At 53.2% G+C, this 13014-nt stretch carries 13 protein-coding genes and 1 tRNA gene; 9 read left to right on the top strand and 5 right to left on the bottom strand.

Features of this window, described 5'->3' with window-relative positions; translation table 11 throughout:
- Window positions 1–3: 3 nt before the first annotated feature.
- Both ubiB and HF685_RS09245 read right to left on the bottom strand, forming a co-directional pair.
- Window positions 4–1557 carry a 2-polyprenylphenol 6-hydroxylase gene (gene ubiB, locus HF685_RS09250; protein ID WP_168819495.1) on the bottom strand — a complete coding sequence of 518 codons (1554 nt, stop codon included), beginning with the start codon at window positions 1555–1557 and terminating at the stop codon, window positions 4–6.
- A 13-nt stretch (window positions 1558–1570) separates the two neighbouring features.
- The gene (locus HF685_RS09245; RefSeq protein WP_168819493.1) at window positions 1571–2311 is read right to left on the bottom strand and encodes a class I SAM-dependent methyltransferase; all 741 of its coding nucleotides are present in this window, start codon (window positions 2309–2311) and stop codon (window positions 1571–1573) included.
- Window positions 2312–2465: 154 nt separating this feature from the next.
- On the opposite strand from HF685_RS09245, the gene mutM reads away from it, so the two are divergent.
- Together mutM and rpsT are read left to right on the top strand one after the other, a co-directional pair.
- Window positions 2466–3278, top strand: a complete 813-nt coding sequence (gene mutM / locus HF685_RS09240; RefSeq protein WP_168819491.1) for a bifunctional DNA-formamidopyrimidine glycosylase/DNA-(apurinic or apyrimidinic site) lyase — start codon at window positions 2466–2468, stop codon at window positions 3276–3278.
- Between the two features lie 138 nt (window positions 3279–3416).
- The gene (gene rpsT / locus HF685_RS09235) at window positions 3417–3680 is read left to right on the top strand and encodes a 30S ribosomal protein S20 (protein WP_168819490.1); all 264 of its coding nucleotides are present in this window, start codon (window positions 3417–3419) and stop codon (window positions 3678–3680) included.
- Window positions 3681–3765: 85 nt separating this feature from the next.
- Here rpsT and HF685_RS16355 read toward each other — a convergent pair whose 3' ends face one another.
- On the bottom strand, window positions 3766–4920 hold the full coding sequence (locus HF685_RS16355; protein WP_246218560.1) for a hypothetical protein: 1155 nt from the start codon (window positions 4918–4920) through the stop codon (window positions 3766–3768).
- Window positions 4921–5205: 285 nt separating this feature from the next.
- Between HF685_RS16355 and HF685_RS09225 the strand changes: the two genes are divergently transcribed.
- The gene (locus HF685_RS09225) at window positions 5206–5892 is read left to right on the top strand and encodes a DUF4136 domain-containing protein (RefSeq protein ID WP_168819489.1); all 687 of its coding nucleotides are present in this window, start codon (window positions 5206–5208) and stop codon (window positions 5890–5892) included.
- A 54-nt stretch (window positions 5893–5946) separates the two neighbouring features.
- Here HF685_RS09225 and dnaA read toward each other — a convergent pair whose 3' ends face one another.
- Window positions 5947–7386, bottom strand: a complete 1440-nt coding sequence (gene dnaA, locus HF685_RS09220) for a chromosomal replication initiator protein DnaA (RefSeq protein WP_246218559.1) — start codon at window positions 7384–7386, stop codon at window positions 5947–5949.
- A 533-nt stretch (window positions 7387–7919) separates the two neighbouring features.
- Here dnaA and HF685_RS09215 point away from each other — a divergent pair.
- A tRNA-Val gene (locus tag HF685_RS09215) sits at window positions 7920–7995 on the top strand.
- A gap of 2 nt (window positions 7996–7997) precedes the next feature.
- Here HF685_RS09215 and HF685_RS09210 read toward each other — a convergent pair.
- Window positions 7998–8654 carry a TlpA family protein disulfide reductase gene (locus HF685_RS09210; protein WP_168819488.1) on the bottom strand — a complete coding sequence of 219 codons (657 nt, stop codon included), beginning with the start codon at window positions 8652–8654 and terminating at the stop codon, window positions 7998–8000.
- Here HF685_RS09210 and argH point away from each other — a divergent pair.
- From argH to HF685_RS09185, 5 genes are read left to right on the top strand one after another with little or no spacing between them, the layout of a single operon-like run.
- Window positions 8614–9990 carry an argininosuccinate lyase gene (gene argH, locus HF685_RS09205; protein ID WP_168819487.1) on the top strand — a complete coding sequence of 459 codons (1377 nt, stop codon included), beginning with the start codon at window positions 8614–8616 and terminating at the stop codon, window positions 9988–9990. The genes HF685_RS09210 and argH overlap by 41 nt on opposite strands.
- 1 nt (window position 9991) lies before the next feature.
- Entirely contained in the window at window positions 9992–10243 is a 252-nt protein-coding gene (locus tag HF685_RS09200) for a hypothetical protein (protein ID WP_168819486.1), read from the top strand.
- Between the two features lie 40 nt (window positions 10244–10283).
- Window positions 10284–11543 (top strand): diaminopimelate decarboxylase, encoded by a 1260-nt coding sequence (gene lysA, locus HF685_RS09195; RefSeq protein WP_168819485.1) that lies wholly within the window; start codon window positions 10284–10286, stop codon window positions 11541–11543.
- Window positions 11544–11586: 43 nt separating this feature from the next.
- A complete protein-coding gene (locus HF685_RS09190; RefSeq protein ID WP_168819484.1) occupies window positions 11587–12360 on the top strand; it encodes a precorrin-2 dehydrogenase/sirohydrochlorin ferrochelatase family protein in 774 nt (257 codons plus the stop codon).
- Window positions 12357–12857 (top strand): DUF2721 domain-containing protein, encoded by a 501-nt coding sequence (locus HF685_RS09185; protein WP_168819483.1) that lies wholly within the window; start codon window positions 12357–12359, stop codon window positions 12855–12857. The genes HF685_RS09190 and HF685_RS09185 overlap by 4 nt, the downstream gene beginning before the upstream one ends.
- Window positions 12858–13014 lie beyond the last annotated feature (157 nt).

Here is a 13014-nt window from a genome sequence, read left to right as displayed (position 1 = left end):
AAATCATCCCCACCACCAAACCACGCTCGCTCCAATGACTGCTGCAATCACCGCCGTCAGCGTATAGCGCCAGAATCCAACGCCTGCGCCTTTTTTCCGTTTTTCCCACATCAACTCCACTTCTGCCACCGGCAGCGCAGGAGGTGCGCCGCCTTTTCGGGGGAGTTGTGCATCCAGCCGCCGGACAATGTCGGGTAGCATCATTAACGTGCCGACATCATCATTGATCCGGTCGGCAATGGCGGCTTCTGGACCAAGCTCGCCGCGTATCCATTCTTTGACGTAAGGCCCGCTGGTGTCCCACATATTGATCAGTGGATTGAGGTCGGTGGCGATCCCTTCCACCATCACCATGGTTTTTTGGAGAAGCAGCAAATGCGGCTGGGTTTCCATGTCGAAATCGCGGGTAATTGCGAACAGCCCGTCAAGCATATCGCCTACCGATAGCTCGCTCACCGGCTTGCCCCGCATGGGTTCTCCGACCGCTCTCAATGCGGTTGCGAAATCTTCCATACTGTGATGATCAGGCACATATTGCGCTTCAAAATGAATTTCCGCGACACGTTTGTAGTTGCCGGTGGTCAGGCCATAGAGGATTTCAGCAAGCCAGAAACGCGCCTTTTTGTTAATCCGCCCCATTATGCCGAAATCAATCGCCACAATGGTGCCGTCCGCTTTCACAAACAAATTTCCCTGGTGCATATCGGCGTGAAAATAGCCCGCTTCAATCGCTTGCTTGAGGAAAGTGCGGACGAGGCGGTTGGCCACATCATCGAGGTCATGCCCGGCTGCGATAAGTGCATCGCGTTTGGAGATTTTTACACCATCCACCCAGTCGAGTGTCAGCACGCGGCCCGAGGTCCGGTCCCAATCGATTGCAGGTATTTCAAACTGATCGACATTGGCCATATGTTCAGCCAACTCCGATGCGCTGGCTGCTTCGCGCCGCAGATCGAGCTCGCGCATGGTCCAGCGCCGGAAATTGGCGATAACGGCGGCGGGACGAAGTCTTTTTGCCTCTCCGCCCATAGCCTCAAGATGGGCTGCTGCCCACTCATACGTCTCGATATCTTGGTTGAACTTTTTGATAATCCCGGGGCGCAGCACTTTTACCGCAACATCCTTGCCTTCAATCGTCGTCGCCCGGTGCACCTGAGCAATCGACGCCGCACCAACCGGGTCGGGATCAATGTGACTGTAAAGCTCTTCGACCGACTTGCCGAGGCTGGCTTCAATCTCGTCGCGAATTTTATCAAACGCCACTGGTGGTAGATTATCTTGCAGTTGGAGAAGATCACGCGCAGCTTCCACCCCGATAATGTCAGGTCGGGTGGCGAGCGTCTGGCCGAGCTTGATCGCTGCCGGGCCAATGGCTTGCAGCGCCGCAGAATAATTGGGCGTTTTCGGCTGTATCGTGCCCAACCGCGCGAAGCGAAACAGGCGGCGGACCTGCGGCGGTGTTGCCTTGTGCTTTTCAAGGTCGCGTAGCGCGCCATGCTTGGCGAGCGTGCGGCCCCATTTGAGCAGACGAAACATATGGGTGCGGGCAGAGGTCATGGATTTTACGTGCTCAGACTTTCCAGCCGCTGTGAATACAGACCAGCCCGCCCATCATCGGTTCGACCTTGGTCTGCGAAAAGCCTGCCGTCTTGATCATCGCCTCAAATTTTTCCATCGGTGGAAAGCGATCAATCGATTCTGCAAGATAGCGGTAGCTGTCTTCGTCTCCGGCCACAGCTTTACCGACTTTAGGTAAAATTCGGTGAGAATAAAAATCATAAGCCTTGTCAAAACCCGGCCATTTGGTCTGCGAGAACTCCATGCAGTAAAACCGTCCACCGTATCGCAAAACCCGGTGCGCCTCTTCCAGCGCCTTATCGATATGGGTGACGTTGCGGATGCCAAACACAATGGTGTAGGCATCGAAATGCGTATCTGGGAAGTTCAGTTCTTCCGCGTTTTGTTCGCTCCAGACCAGCCGACCTTCGCCTTTCTTGATGGCCCGTTCAACGCCGGCTTCCAGCATATCGGGGTTTATGTCAGCCACTGTAATGTTCGCGCCGGTATCGACCATGCGGAAAGCAATGTCACCGGTGCCGCCCGCCATATCGAGAATTTCTTCGCCTTCGCGGGCTTTCACGCGGCGCACGAAACGGTCTTTCCAAAGCCGGTGCGTTCCGGCTGTCATGGCATCGTTCATCACATCATATTTGGAGGCAACGCTGGAAAATACCTGCCCGACGCGTCCGACTTTTTCATTCTCGTCGACGTCTTCATAACCAAAGGAGACCGTTTTGCTTTCAAGTGCCATTATATACTCATGCCCTAAGAATGTATCGTCAGTGCCAGCTTTATCATCCACCGGCATTAGACGAGGCTTGGCAGCACTGCAATCACCCTGTAGCTGGCCATTAGGTCATATTGTAAGCCGTCTAAAAGATCGGTGCATACACGCAGGAATTTCAATGCCGGAGCTACCAGAAGTGGAAACAACGGTCGCTGGATTGCGACCAGCGCTGGAAGGCAGGCGCTTGACGTTGGTCGAACCGCGCCGCGCCGATCTGCGGCGACCGTTCCCGGTTGACTTGCGCCAGAGGATGACCGGCGCGCGGGTGGTATCGCTGGGTCGACGAGCAAAATATGGCCTGATTGAAACAGATCGCGGCGATGTGATGATCTTTCATCTCGGCATGTCAGGCCGCTGGCGGATTGATCCCTCTGAATTGGAAAAGCACGATCATTTGCTGCTGGAGACCGACGAAGGCCGCCAGCTCGTGCTGAACGATCCCCGCCGCTTCGGCTCAGTTGATATCACAACGGCTGATGCTCTGGATGAATATGGACCATTTTTCGCGATGGGCCCCGAGCCGTTAGGCGATGATTTTACGGCCGCCTATTTGAAGCGCGTAACCAAAGATCGCAAGGCCCCCATCAAGCAGCTTTTGCTGGACCAAAAGACGGTAGCAGGACTCGGTAATATCTATGTGTGCGAGGCGCTTCATATGGCTGGCATTTCTCCCCATCGGACAGGTGGACAGATATCGAAACCACGTTACGAAAGGCTGGTTGTTGCTATTAAGCAGGTGCTTACATCAGCCATTGCAGCAGGTGGTTCGAGTTTGCGGGATTTTGTGCGGCCGGACGGAGAATTGGGTTATTTCGCCAAGGATTGGCTCGTCTATGGCCGTGAAGGGGACGCATGTCATTGTGGCGCTGTCGTGCTGCGCAAAGTGGATAGTGGCAGATCGACCTTTTTCTGCCGGAAATGTCAGCGATAGCGTTGGATGACTGGCGAAAACGGAACTACCACTCTGCTATTGACGAGAATCAGATCAGAAGCTAATGACCGCCGACTTGAGCTAGTGATGCTTCTTTGATTCACGGCAAACCAGATTTTCAGATATTGAGGTATTTTCATGGCTAATACGCCGCAAGCAAAAAAACGTATCCGTCGTAATGGACGCCGCACGGTCATTAACAAAAACCGCGTGAGCCAGATCCGGACGAAAATCAAAGCGGTTGAAGCGGCTTTGGAAGCGGGCGACAAGACTACTGCAGCGACGGCATTGACCGCTGTTCAGCCAGAATTGGCGCGCGGTGTCTCCAAAGGCCTGTTCCACAAAAACACAGCGGCCCGCAAATTTAGCCGCCTTACCAAGCGGGTTGCTGCGCTGGGTTAGTCCTATGCCATGTCGCTAAAAAAAGAACCCGCCCCTGAAAGGCGGGTTTTCTTTTGTCTGTGACACACGGCTGACCGCAGTCGTCTTAGATCATCATCAATTTACTGCGCCGAATCATCGAGAAAAATCCGATCATACCTGCGGTGGATTCATCGCTGAGTTCAATGAAAATGCGACGGCCGTCCTTCTCATCGGCCCGGCGTTCAAATATTTTCTCTTCGGTCATAGTTTTGATCCAGCGCAAGGCAGTGGTTGGCGGCACGCTAGCGGCGATGCATAGGCTGGATACTGAAACGCGGACACCTTCGAGTCGCGCTGCCATCAGGTCCAACAGCATATCCCATGCGGGATCGGCAAATAGTTCTGCATCAAAATATTGATCGCGCAGGCGCCGAGCCTTGATCAAATCCCTTATTTGGCGGGCAGAAACGGGACCTTGTAGTTCGCCACTTTCGACTTTTTCCGCGCGCTGGCCGCTATCCGCCGCGAAACCATAGGTTTTTTGGTCTGGCTTGTTCTGGGCATTAAACCCAAGTGGTACATCTGCCACATTATTGCGCCCCGGAAAATTCGTTCCTTGGGTGATTTCATCGCGCCCGAGGAAAGGGTCAGCGATTGCCTCTCGCTGAGTGGCTCCATAATCCGGGGCTGACAATTCGTTGAGCGCCTTGGCAATGCGCTCAACATCTGCCGAGATTTTCTTCAGATCGACAAGATCAACCTCATCGCGGTTCCCGAAGATATGTCTTTGCCCACGCTGGATACGCCGGGGCAGCGCTATGATGATTTCAGCCGTAATATCAGTCTTTTGTGGGCCATTTTTATTGAGGATGATATGTTCTACATCTGCGCAGTTGATAGTCTCCAATATTTCATCGAGCAATTCGATTTGAAATATAAGGACAAGCGGTAGGCCGCGATCATTGCAAATCCTCCCGATCTGCGTCATCGGGGCGCTTGTTATTTCGTCTGCAGAATCAATTTGAGCGAGCACCGCTGAGGCGTTGAACTGCCGCAACAAAGCGGCCTCCGCTTCGTCCAGGCCCTTGTTCGTCGAAACCCTCAGTCCACAAAATTCAATAATTTGTCGATATTGATCGCCCGTTCCTGGATCATTGGTGGTTAGGATAACCGGGCCGATAAAATCATCGATATGATGGCCAATATCAGGATCATCGTAGTTTTTCACATTATATCCGCTAACCAATTGCTCCAGTTCTTGACCATTTTCATATTTCATTATCTGTTGTCCCCCATGTTTAACAAGTTTTGTTGGTAAGGATTAAAATAGAATGCGTTTCGGAGAGAAGTCGAACCGATCACGCTCCGATATGGACGGAAATCAGAGGAAATATCGATTTTATCATGGCCGGATTTGTCCATTCACAAGGCATTATGGCGTCATCATAATTGCTCCGAAATGGATAGATAAAATGGATTGCGCCAAAATTCCGTCGTTCAAAACGGGTTCAGCATGCTAATGATATTAAAGAACGATGATGGTGGATAACCAGAAGGATTTGCAATGACAGGGTCTAGTAAAACTATATCGCGGCGGGGGCTTATGGCCTTGGCGCCGTTTTCACTCTTGGCGCTCAGCGCCTGCGCGACTCCTTTCCGCGCTGATGTCCAACGGTTCGTCGCATTGCCTGAAACTACGGGCCAAAGCTTCGCCGTTGTAGCCAGCGACCCAGAGCTGAAAGGCGGACTGGAGTTTGCACAATATGCTGGGTTGGTTGAGCAGCGCATGATTGAACTGGGCTATCAGCGCAGTGATGATCCAGCGGCGGCCCAGCTTATCGTCAGTATGGATTATGACGTCGACAAGGGTCGCGAAAAAGTCGTTGCAGATTATGATCCGTTCTATTCAAATATCGGCTTCGGCTCATATTACGGACGCGGATTTGGACGGCGCGGTTTCTATGGAAGCCACCGCTACCGCTATGGCTTCCATGATCCGTTCCTATTCGGTGGATATGGTTTTTCCGGATATGGCGGAGCGCGCAGCTTCACGGTGTTTACAACCGAGCTGGATATGAAAATCGATCGTGCGGTTGATGGCGAGCGCCTTTTTGAAGGTAAAGCCGAGGCGATGTCACGCTCGAAAAACCTTACGTATCTGGTGCCTAATCTCGTGGAAGCCATGTTCACCGGCTTCCCGGGAAACAGTGGAGAGAAAGTCCGCATCTCTGTTGCACCTGAAAAGAACTAATGGCAACGAATTAGAGCCAAAGAACGACCGGTTGATAACGGGTTTTTCTAGCGTTCAGCTTTCCAGTTGGCGGAGCAGCATCCTGACATCATTGTCCATCTCGCTATCTTCGCCACGGAGTTGCTCGACCAGTTTCACCGCATGTATAACCGTGCTGTGATCGCGTCCGCCGAATTTGCGACCGATTTCCGGATAGCTGCGCGGGGTCATGACCTTGGCGAGATACATGGCGACCTGACGCGGCCGTGCAACAGCGCGGGCGCGGCGTTTGGATGACATTTCATTGCGCTCAAGCCGGTAATATTCACAAACGGTGCGCTGGATCTCATCAATCGTAATGCGGCGACGGCAGGCGCTCAAGATGTCGGAAAGCTGTTCTTCGGCGAGTTCCCGGGTGATATCGCGTCCTGTCAATTGTGCGTAGGCCAACAACTTGTTAAGACCACCTTCCAGCTCACGCAAATTGCGGCTGATTGTCCGGGCAAGAAACTCCACAACATCATCAGATACTTTTTGATGCGGCATGCCAGCTAGCCGGTGCTTGAGAATATCACGACGGAGCTCGAGGCCAGCCGATTGAATATCGGCGACCAGGCCCATTGAGAGGCGAGAAAGCAGTCTTTGATCGACTCCGTCCAGCGCTTGCGGCGGACGATCTGCCGCCACCACGACGCGTTTGCCCTGGCTGATCAGCGCATCAACCGTGTGTAAAAATTCCTCCTGCGTCGAGTTTTTGCCGACGATGAACTGAATATCATCAATCATCAGCAAGTCGGCTTCGCGCAGGGAAGCCTTGAATTCCATCGCTTCGTTGCGGCGCATCGCGGTGACAAATTCAATCATAAACCGTTCTGCGGACATGTATATGATCCGCGCACCTGGAAACTCTATGCGGTAGGCATGGCCAATAGCATGCATCAGATGCGTTTTGCCCTGACCGGTGGAAGACTGCAGATAGAGAGGGCAAAACAACGGTTTCTCTGGAGCCGCCACGCGTTGTGCTGCATTGAGCGCGAGCACATTAGAATTGCCTGCGATGAACTGATCGAATGTCATCCGCGCATCAAGGTCAAGTCGAAATTTGCTGATATTCTCGGACGAGTTTTGCCCGGAGAGTTCTACCTGCTTAACCTTCGCTATGCGGGCGGCCCCAGCTTTGGCGCTGAATGTTAGAGAGCGCACATCTGGAAAATGACTCTTCCATGCCAGCGTCAACCGATCAGCATAACGATCACGAATCCAGTTTGCTGCAAATTCCGAAGGGACGACAAGCTGCAACTCGCCAATCGTCGCTTCAAATTGTGCGAGCTTGATCGGCTTAATCCATTGACCAAAAATCTGGGCACCCAGATCGCGGCGCAGGCCAGTACAAATCGTAGCCCATATTTGGTCCAGCTCTGTGTTCAACCCTGTCGTCTCACCCAGATTGTTAGCTGTGGTATCGACCGCCTCGATGCTAACCATTTCATTGCCGACATTTGCATCCTCTTCCACTTATAACCCCCGTTACTTTTTTGCTTTGGCCCGCTTCATGTCAGCACCAATGTTCGACTGCTGTGCTGCCCGCATTTATTGTACCCGATGTTCGAGTGCCCCCAGCCATAGGAACACGACAGGCACAGCAAAATTGATGTTGAAAACACGTTTTCAACGCAGCACTGTTATTTTCATTGAAGGTTTGGATAACCAATCCATAACCAACCGCCGATGTTCTTTATTAAGCGGCTCAAACCGATTCGAGCAAGGCCGGGATTGTAAAAAAAATGAAATAAACCTGTTGACAGTAGCAAGCTGTGGAATTTCCCGAATTATCTTTTAAAATATTGAATTTATTAGATAAAATATTGTGGATAAGTGGGGGTAAGTTGCGAATCGCGGGATAAGCTAGCCTTTTGAAATTGCGTTCAAATTTTGTTCTCCCACGCTTTACACAATGATACAAAATCTAAATTTATTGAAAGGTGCTTGCCAAAGTCAGGATGTTTTGGCATTGGCCGCCGCCTGTACTCCACATGTGCCGAGCATGGGGGCGATTAGCTCAGTTGGTAGAGCGCTTCGTTTACACCGAAGATGTCGGCGGTTCGAGCCCGTCATCGCCCACCACCTCACTTCTCAGACAGCGTCTCTTCCATCAAGGTGGCTGCCCGGGCACCGTCCCAGTCCATCGCACCGATGACCCGCCAGACTTCTTTGCCGCTCTCGTCATAAAGGACTGTTGTTGGCATCAGGCCCGTTCCGAATCCAAAACTCAGGCCGTTTTCAGGATCGATATAGGGTTCCAGCATTTTGAAATCAGCGCGCTCGAAAAACGGGTCAACCTTCTCTGCTCCTTGCAAATCCTGTGAAACGACAATCACCTCAAGCCGGTCTTCCTCGCGGGCAGCGAGTTCATCGAGCATCGGCATCTCCACCACGCAGGGCGCGCACCAGGTTGCCCAGATGTTGATGAGCAAGGGCTTACCTTTGAAATCGCTGAGCCGAACCGGGTTTCCATCTGGCCCTTCAAATACCACATCAAGCATATCCGAACCACGCTGCGAGATATCGAGTTTGCCGACAAGACCGCTGTCGCTTTCTATGGTTTCGCCGTCTCCAGTTAGTTCCGTGCCATCAACATCTTGCTCCGCTTCGCTGGAGCCTCTATCGCAGGACGCAAGCGCAAGCCCGATCAAGACCAAGAGGATGTATCTTATCAACGACGCCACTAAAAATTCCAACGCTATGTGGGGCGGCAGGTTTGCCGATGGCCCTTCATCTGTCATGCGCGAGATAAACGCCTCCATCCCGTTCGACAAGAAGTTATGGCGACAGGATATTCGCGCATCGTTGGCGCATGTCGCGATGCTGGCCGCGCAGAAAATTATCGAGGCCGAAGACGCGACGCAGATTATCAGGGGGCTCAACCAGATCGCACAGGAATTTGAAGCGAACGGGATAACCGAAAATCTGGATCTCGAAGACATTCACATGCATGTAGAGGCGCGGCTCACTGAAATACTGGGCCCGGTCGCGGGGCGCTTGCACACCGCCCGGTCGCGCAATGATCAGGTGGCGACGGATTTCAAGCTCTGGGTGCGCGATGCGCTCGACATGGTCGATGCGGCGCTGGAAGAACTACAAAAGGCCTTGCTGGACCGCGCCGAAGAGCATGCGGACACGGTCATGCCCGGCTTTACCCATTTGCAGTCTGCCCAGCCGGTGAGCCTTGGCCATCACCTTATGGCTTATTTCGAAATGATCCGGCGGGATCGTTCGCGGTTTGCCGATGCGAGAACGCGGATGAACGAATCGCCTTTGGGCGCGGCGGCATTGGCAGGAACCGGTTTTACGATAGATCGCGGTAATACGGCACAAATGCTCGGTTTCGATGGACCGACTAGAAACAGCCTTGATTCGGTATCCGACCGTGATTTCGCTCTCGATTACCTGATGGCTGCCACCCAGTGCAGTCTGCATCTCTCGCGGCTGGCCGAGGAGTTTGTGATCTGGGCGAGTCAGCCTTTTGGTTTCATCAGCCTACCCGATAGCTATTCCACCGGCTCATCGATCATGCCGCAAAAGCGCAATCCTGATGCTGCTGAATTAGTGCGTGGACACAGTGGGCGCATTGCCGGTGCGATGCAGGCGCTGGTAATGACAATGAAGGGGCTCCCACTAGCGTATTCCAAGGATATGCAGGATGATAAACCTCCCGTGTTTGAAGCGCATGATCTGCTCGGACTTTCCATCGCAGCGATGACCGGGATGATTGCCGAAGTCGAATTCCGGCCAGCACGTATGCGGGAACTGGCCGAGTCCGGATTTTCTACCGCCACCGACTTTGCTGACTGGCTGGTTCGCGAAGCCAAGCTACCCTTCCGCGAGGCGCATCATGTGACCGGTACTGTTGTTGCACTGGCGGAAAAGCAAAATTGCGGTTTGTCAGAATTGACGCTGGAGCAATTTCAGCAGATTGATGCGCGGATTTCCGAGCAGGTCTTTGATGTTTTAACCGTCGATGCCTCTGTCGCCAGCCGTTCCAGCTATGGCGGGACAGCACCCATTCAGGTAAAAGCGCAGATTACGAGTGCGCGCAAAGTATTGGGGCTGGAGAATTGATATGAGAAAAATCTGCGCCACAGGCCTTGTCGTCGCTGGCACCATAATATTGACAGCATGTGGCAATCGCGGCGCTCTTGAACCAGTTGAGGGTAGTTCATTGCCGCCACCGGTCTATGGTGAAGCCACAGCACCAACAGGCGACGAATTGCTGATACCCTCTACGCAGGCGCAGCCTGAACGCAGCGATGAATTGCTCCGTCGCTCGGAAAAGCGGCAGGATGACAAGTTCGATCTTCCACCGCCCGGCTAAACTTGTTTCTCCTCACACTCTTTCGTGAAAGCCAGAATCCTTGGACCATTTTCAGCTCAAAAACGGCGTGCTTTACGCAGAAGATATCCCCGTACCGCAGATTGCAGCAGAGGTGGGAACGCCGGTCTATATCTATTCCCGCGCAACATTGGAACGGCACGCTCGCGTATTTCGTCAAGGCCTGAAAGATGTCGGCAAGATCCATCTTGCTTTTGCCGTCAAGGCCAATCCCAATCTGGCGGTGCTGCGGGTGCTTGCCAATCAGGGCTACGGCGCGGATGTGGTATCTGGCGGAGAACTGGAACGAGCGTTGGCCGCTGGCATGAAGCCTGAAGATATTGTGTTCTCCGGCGTTGGCAAAACCCGCGCAGAATTAACGCTCGGGTTGGATAAAGGCATTGGCCAGTTTAATCTGGAATCCGAAGAAGAAGGCCAGTTGCTGGCGGAAATTGCTGCCGCTCGTGGCGCGCAAGCGCCCGCAACTTTGCGCGTCAATCCCGACGTGGATGCCGGTACGCACGCGAAAATATCAACCGGTAAGAAAGAGAATAAATTTGGCGTGGGCATTGATGTCGCGCCAAATATTTATGCGCGACTGTCCAAATTGGATGGGCTGAATCTACGCGGCGTCGCGGTTCATATCGGGAGTCAGCTGCAAAACCTCGACCCGCTGGAAAAATGCTATGCGCGCATGGGTGAACTGGTCGAGCAATTGCGCGGCGCTGGCCATGAAATCAGCCATGTTGATCTGGGCGGCGGCTTAGGTGTGCCTTACAAGCCAGAGGATAATCCCCCAAGCCCGGCCGATTATGGCGCTATGGTGGAGCGGGTAACAAAAGGCTGGAACGTAACACTGATGTTTGAACCGGGCAGGGTGATCGCTGGCAACAGCGGCATCATGGCGACACAGGTAATCCGTATCAAGCCGGGTGTGAATAGCGACTTTGTGATTGTGGATGCGGCGATGAACGATCTGATGCGGCCTGCGATATATGATGCATGGCATCATTTTGAGGCGGTGGAACCCACAGGCGAAACAATGATAGCTAGCATTGTCGGACCGATTTGCGAGAGTAGTGATATTTTTACCAAGGAGCGTAAGGTGGACCGGGTTGCTACTGATGATCTTGGTATATTTCGCACAGCTGGCGCTTATGGTGCAACGATGGCCAACACCTATAACAGTCGCCCGCTGGTGCCCGAGGTTCTTGTCGATGGCGACAAATATGCGGTGGTTGCCGAACGGATTGAGCCAGCGACAATCATGGCGGCGGAGCAAGTGCCGGACTGGTTGAAATGATAACGTTATCTGTTCATGTTATTTTGTCTAGCGGAACAGGCCAATGAATCAGCTGCCGATCTTTGTGAACCTGAAAGGGCGCAAAGTGATATTGCTCGGGACTGGTGAAATGGCGGACGCCAAGCGGCGTTTATATGAACGCGCCGGGGCTATCCTTACCGATGATGAAGAGGCTGATGCCGCGTTGGCGGTGGTTGCCATTGAAGACGATGAGGCGGCAGTGACTGCGGTTCATAGTCTCAAAGCGAGAGGTTTGCTGATCAACGCCGTCGATCGGTCTGCGCTTTGCGATTACACAACGCCCGCTATTATTGACCGCGATCCGGTGCTAATCGCAGTCGGAACAGGCGGCGCATCAGCGGGGCTTGCAAAGGCCTTGCGGCAAAGACTGGAGCGCATGATACCCGGCAATCTCGGCGTGCTGGCGAAAACACTTTTTGCAGCCCGCGAGCGGATCAAACACATTTGGCCAGAAGGCGCTGATCGCCGCAAGGCAATCGACGCGGCGCTTGATCCGGGCGGGCCACTGGATGTTCTGGCCGACCACGACGTTGATGCCGTGGAGACATGGCTCGCCATGCCGCACGCGGCTGAGCTTTCGGACGTTGTTGATTTGCTATTGTCCAGCACCGACCCCGACGATCTCACGATTCGCGAAGCGCGCTTGCTTGGGCAAGCGGACCAGATTTTTGCAAATGAAGATGTGCCGCCGGCAATTTTGGACCGCGCCAGGGCCGATTGCGAACGCTTTGGCCTGTCACTATGGAATGAGCAACCGACGGTCGGATTAACCCTGCGGATAAGGATGCACCCATGAATTCCATAGAGATATTTGCCAAGGGCGATATCGTCACCGTATTGCAAACCGCCATGGCGCCTGCTTTTCTGTTGGTCGCTATTGGCGCGATGCTCGGGCTTTTTGCTGGCAGACTGGCGCGGGTGATCGATCGCTCCAGAGCGTTGCAGGAATTGTTCAAGGAAACACAGGGTCGCGACCATGATCTTGTGGTCAATGAACTGCACGATATTCAATTGCGGCTCAAAACGGTGAACAGCGCGATTTTTCTAGGCGTGATCAGCGCCATTGTTGCTTGTGCGTTGATCGGTTTGCTTTTCGTGATGGGCCTTACTGGCATCAACATGTCGAAGGTGATTGCCGGTGCCTTCATTCTCGCGATAATGCTGCTTTCCGTCGCACTTGTGCAGTTCTTGCGCGAAGTGCGTATCGGGTTACGAGATTTTATGATCCGTGAGGAATATCTTGAAGAAACCGAGGAACATAAAGGCAAGCCGCTGATTAAACGCGGCGAATAGCGGTTGGGATATATTATTATCCAGAAATGAAAAGAGGCTGCCGGTATTGCACCGACAGCCTCTAAGCATGAGTCAGCGGATGGAAGTGCCGCTGCCGGGTAACCTGATCGTTAGATCAAATATGCTCCCCGAACGGATTTTTCCGATCCTATTACTG

Source organism: Parasphingorhabdus halotolerans, from assembly GCF_012516475.1.
Classification (GTDB): domain Bacteria; phylum Pseudomonadota; class Alphaproteobacteria; order Sphingomonadales; family Sphingomonadaceae; genus Parasphingorhabdus; species Parasphingorhabdus halotolerans.
Note: the sequence above shows the minus strand (reverse complement) of the source record. Positions and strands in the feature narration are given on the sequence as shown.

Coding starts and splice junctions, on each gene's coding strand:
- ubiB (WP_168819495.1), bottom strand. CDS start 1,557: ATGACCTCTGCCCGCACCCATATGTTTCGTCTGCTCAAATGGGGCCGC.
- HF685_RS09245 (WP_168819493.1), bottom strand. CDS start 2,311: ATGGCACTTGAAAGCAAAACGGTCTCCTTTGGTTATGAAGACGTCGAC.
- mutM (WP_168819491.1), top strand. CDS start 2,466: ATGCCGGAGCTACCAGAAGTGGAAACAACGGTCGCTGGATTGCGACCA.
- rpsT (WP_168819490.1), top strand. CDS start 3,417: ATGGCTAATACGCCGCAAGCAAAAAAACGTATCCGTCGTAATGGACGC.
- HF685_RS16355 (WP_246218560.1), bottom strand. CDS start 4,920: ATGAAATATGAAAATGGTCAAGAACTGGAGCAATTGGTTAGCGGATAT.
- HF685_RS09225 (WP_168819489.1), top strand. CDS start 5,206: ATGACAGGGTCTAGTAAAACTATATCGCGGCGGGGGCTTATGGCCTTG.
- argH (WP_168819487.1), top strand. CDS start 8,614: ATGTGGGGCGGCAGGTTTGCCGATGGCCCTTCATCTGTCATGCGCGAG.
- HF685_RS09210 (WP_168819488.1), bottom strand. CDS start 8,654: ATGACAGATGAAGGGCCATCGGCAAACCTGCCGCCCCACATAGCGTTG.
- HF685_RS09200 (WP_168819486.1), top strand. CDS start 9,992: ATGAGAAAAATCTGCGCCACAGGCCTTGTCGTCGCTGGCACCATAATA.
- HF685_RS09190 (WP_168819484.1), top strand. CDS start 11,587: ATGAATCAGCTGCCGATCTTTGTGAACCTGAAAGGGCGCAAAGTGATA.
- HF685_RS09185 (WP_168819483.1), top strand. CDS start 12,357: ATGAATTCCATAGAGATATTTGCCAAGGGCGATATCGTCACCGTATTG.